3 protein-coding genes are annotated in these 2,726 nt (G+C 51.7%); all 3 read left to right on the top strand.

Translation table 11 applies throughout. The annotated features are described in order from the left end of the window. Window positions 1-439 precede the first annotated feature (439 nt). Genes AQR02_RS29620 through AQR02_RS29610 form a run of 3 tightly spaced genes read left to right on the top strand, consistent with a single transcriptional unit; the run spans window position 440 to window position 2,679 of the window. Window positions 440-892: an Lrp/AsnC family transcriptional regulator gene (locus tag AQR02_RS29620; RefSeq protein ID WP_054943901.1), complete on the top strand. Its 453-nt coding sequence runs from the start codon at window positions 440-442 to the stop codon at window positions 890-892. A 48-nt stretch (window positions 893-940) separates the two neighbouring features. Further along, the gene (locus tag AQR02_RS29615; RefSeq protein ID WP_054943900.1) at window positions 941-1,924 is read left to right on the top strand and encodes an EamA family transporter; all 984 of its coding nucleotides are present in this window, start codon (window positions 941-943) and stop codon (window positions 1,922-1,924) included. A 59-nt stretch (window positions 1,925-1,983) separates the two neighbouring features. Then, window positions 1,984-2,679: a helix-turn-helix domain-containing protein gene (locus AQR02_RS29610; RefSeq protein ID WP_209444346.1), complete on the top strand. Its 696-nt coding sequence runs from the start codon at window positions 1,984-1,986 to the stop codon at window positions 2,677-2,679. Window positions 2,680-2,726 lie beyond the last annotated feature (47 nt).

Raw genomic sequence — 2,726 nt, 5'->3', positions numbered from 1 at the left:
CCGCCGCCAGCGGGCCGAACGAGGAAATCATCAGGAAAATTTTCCACTATAAGCTTGTTGCGTGTGTTTGAGAGAGATTTTGGTGGAGAAATTCCACTTAGATATCACAGTACGGACGATAATTAAGATTCCATAAGTCAGATGATCAACAGGCCATAAATCTATTAGATTGAAAGATGCCTAAGAGCCCCTCAGGGAAACAGCCAAGAGATCGGATGTCCTTCCGCTGTTTGCTGTCATGAGGGGGTTTTTTGCGTAGGGAAAAGGGGAACATTGGCTTACGGATCGTTATTTTTTAGGGCGGATAGTGCTTGTGTTATGACAAAAAGGCAATATTTCAGGGATGTATCATACGATTCGTTTGGGTTTGATTGCTGGTGTGTACGAATCGTTTATGAAGAAATAAATCATGCTATAATTTTTCCAGGAGGATGGGCCAATGGATGAACTGGATCATAATATTCTCACGCTGCTGGAACGAAACGGAAGGCTGTCTCATGAGGAGATCGGCAAACTGCTGCATATCTCGCGGCCGTCCGTTCATCAGCGGGTTGCTAAGCTTGAAAAAAGCGGAATTATCAAAGGCTATAGAGGGCTTATCGACTGGAGCCGGCTGGATCAGAAGATCAAGGTGGTCATCTCGGTGAAGGTGGTCAGCCGGTATTTTCAGGAGGTTGCGGACAAAATAGTAGAGATGGAGATTCCGGGGGTAACCCTGATGGAATGTCTGCGGATGGCCGGGGAGTGGTGCATGATGCTGAAAGTGCGGGTAGGCTCACCGGAGCAGATTACGCTGCTGATTGATGAAATTGTCAAAATCCCCGAAGTGAAGGAAACGTCGACCACCTTTGTGTTATCCACTATCTATGAAGACGGCTTGAAGGGAATGTAGCACGCTTTGTAATAATATAGAAAGCTAATATTCATAGGGAGGGGAATCATGAGTCAGACCGCTAAAGTCCAGGCCAAAGCACCACGCGCCGGTAAAACAAGCAGTTCGCTCTACATAGAAGGCTTGGCGCTGGTAGCCGTCTATTTATTCTGGGGAGGCACCTATCTGGGCATGAAGGTAGCGATTGAGAGTATGCCGCCCTTTCTGATGGCCGGAGCCCGCTTCTTCTCAGCGGGACTGGTGCTCTATATCATCTCCAGATTAACAGGCGCCCGGCGTCCCGGATTCCTGGAATGGCGTTCGGCCGTGATTGTAGGTGCTTTGCTGCTGCTTGGCGGCAACGGTATGGTGGCCTGGGCGGAACAGAGGGTGTCTTCGTCGGTAGCTTCCTTAATCATTGCGGCCGTTCCGGTCTGGATGATGCTGCTCGGCTGGTTTGGTAAAAACGGCAAGCGCCCCGGCACAGGAGTAATTTCCGGGATTGTTCTAGGCTTCCTCGGCATCGCCGTGCTGGTGCTTCAACCGGGACAGGGCAGTGCTGCCGGTAAAGGCTTCGATATCATCGGTATCACTGCCCTGCTTGCGGCTTCGATCAGCTGGGCAGCCGGTTCAATGTATTCGCGCAGCGCCAAGCTGCCGGGTTCCCCGCTGATGTCGACCGCGGCGCAAATGCTGACCGGCGGCGTCCTGCTGATTATTTTCTCCTATTTCACCGGAGACTGGGGGGAGCTGGAGGTCGCGGGAATTACCGCCCGCTCGTATCTTGCCTTTGGCTACCTGGTCTTATTCGGCTCGATTGTCGCATATACAGCTTATATCTGGCTGCTCAAAAATGCGGAACCGTCCCTTGTCTCCACCTATGCTTTTGTGAATCCGGTCGTTGCCGTCCTGCTTGGCTGGCTGCTGGCCGGTGAGCAGCTTACCGCCGGAACCTGGGCCGCCGCAGTAATTATTATCGCTGCGGTCGTCATTGTCACCGTCTTTCGAAACCGCGTCCAGGGCGGGAAGCGGGAGGACTCAAGCAACGCTTGATATACATTTTTTGGGTGTTCCACTACACTAAAAGCATGTTAACCGAAAGGGTGGAAGCCATGTTTGATATGTTGAAGGTAGGCCGCAATATCGCCAAGTTGAGAGGGCAGACGGGGATTACGCAAATGGGGCTGGCGGACAAGCTGGGCATCAGCTACCAGGCGGTCAGCAACTGGGAACGCGGAACAAGCATGCCGGATATTGCGAAGCTGCCGCAGCTGGCGGAGATTTTCGATGTCAGCATTGAAGAGATTCTTGAAGAAGGAAAAGGAAGCCGGCTAATTACAAGTATGCTGGGCAACAAAACCGGAGAATACCTGCAGCAGCATGAGATATCCGTAGATGAGCTTTCCGAAGTCGCACCGCTACTTAATATGGAGCAGATTGGGGAGGTATTCGAACAAGTGAAGGACAAAGTCTCACTCAGGGATCTGTTGCCGCTTGCTCCGTTTCTGAGCGATGAAGTGCTGGATGAATGCGCACGGAAGGCGATGGAAGGCGGAACGCTCAGCGATCTGGTCCCATTGGCGTCGTTTCTGAGCGATGAAGTGCTGGATGAATGTGCGCGGAAGGCGATGGAAGGCGGAACCCTTAGTGATCTGGTCCCATTGGCCTCATTTCTGAGCGAAGAACTGCTGAATGAATGTGCACAGAAGGTGATAGACAGCGGGAACATCAGCGATCTGGTCCCGCTGGCCCCTTTTCTGGACAGCGATATTGCGGATGTAATTGCTCTGCGGATGTTTGCTAAATAACCGCATTAGTTACCGTTGCTGACGAATAATACGGATGAACGCAAAAA

This window comes from Paenibacillus ihuae (assembly GCF_001368795.1).
GTDB classification, from domain to species: Bacteria; Bacillota; Bacilli; order Paenibacillales; family Paenibacillaceae; genus Paenibacillus_AQ; species Paenibacillus_AQ ihuae.
The sequence above is the reverse complement of the archived record's forward strand: the minus strand, read 5'-3'. Positions and strand labels throughout refer to the sequence as shown.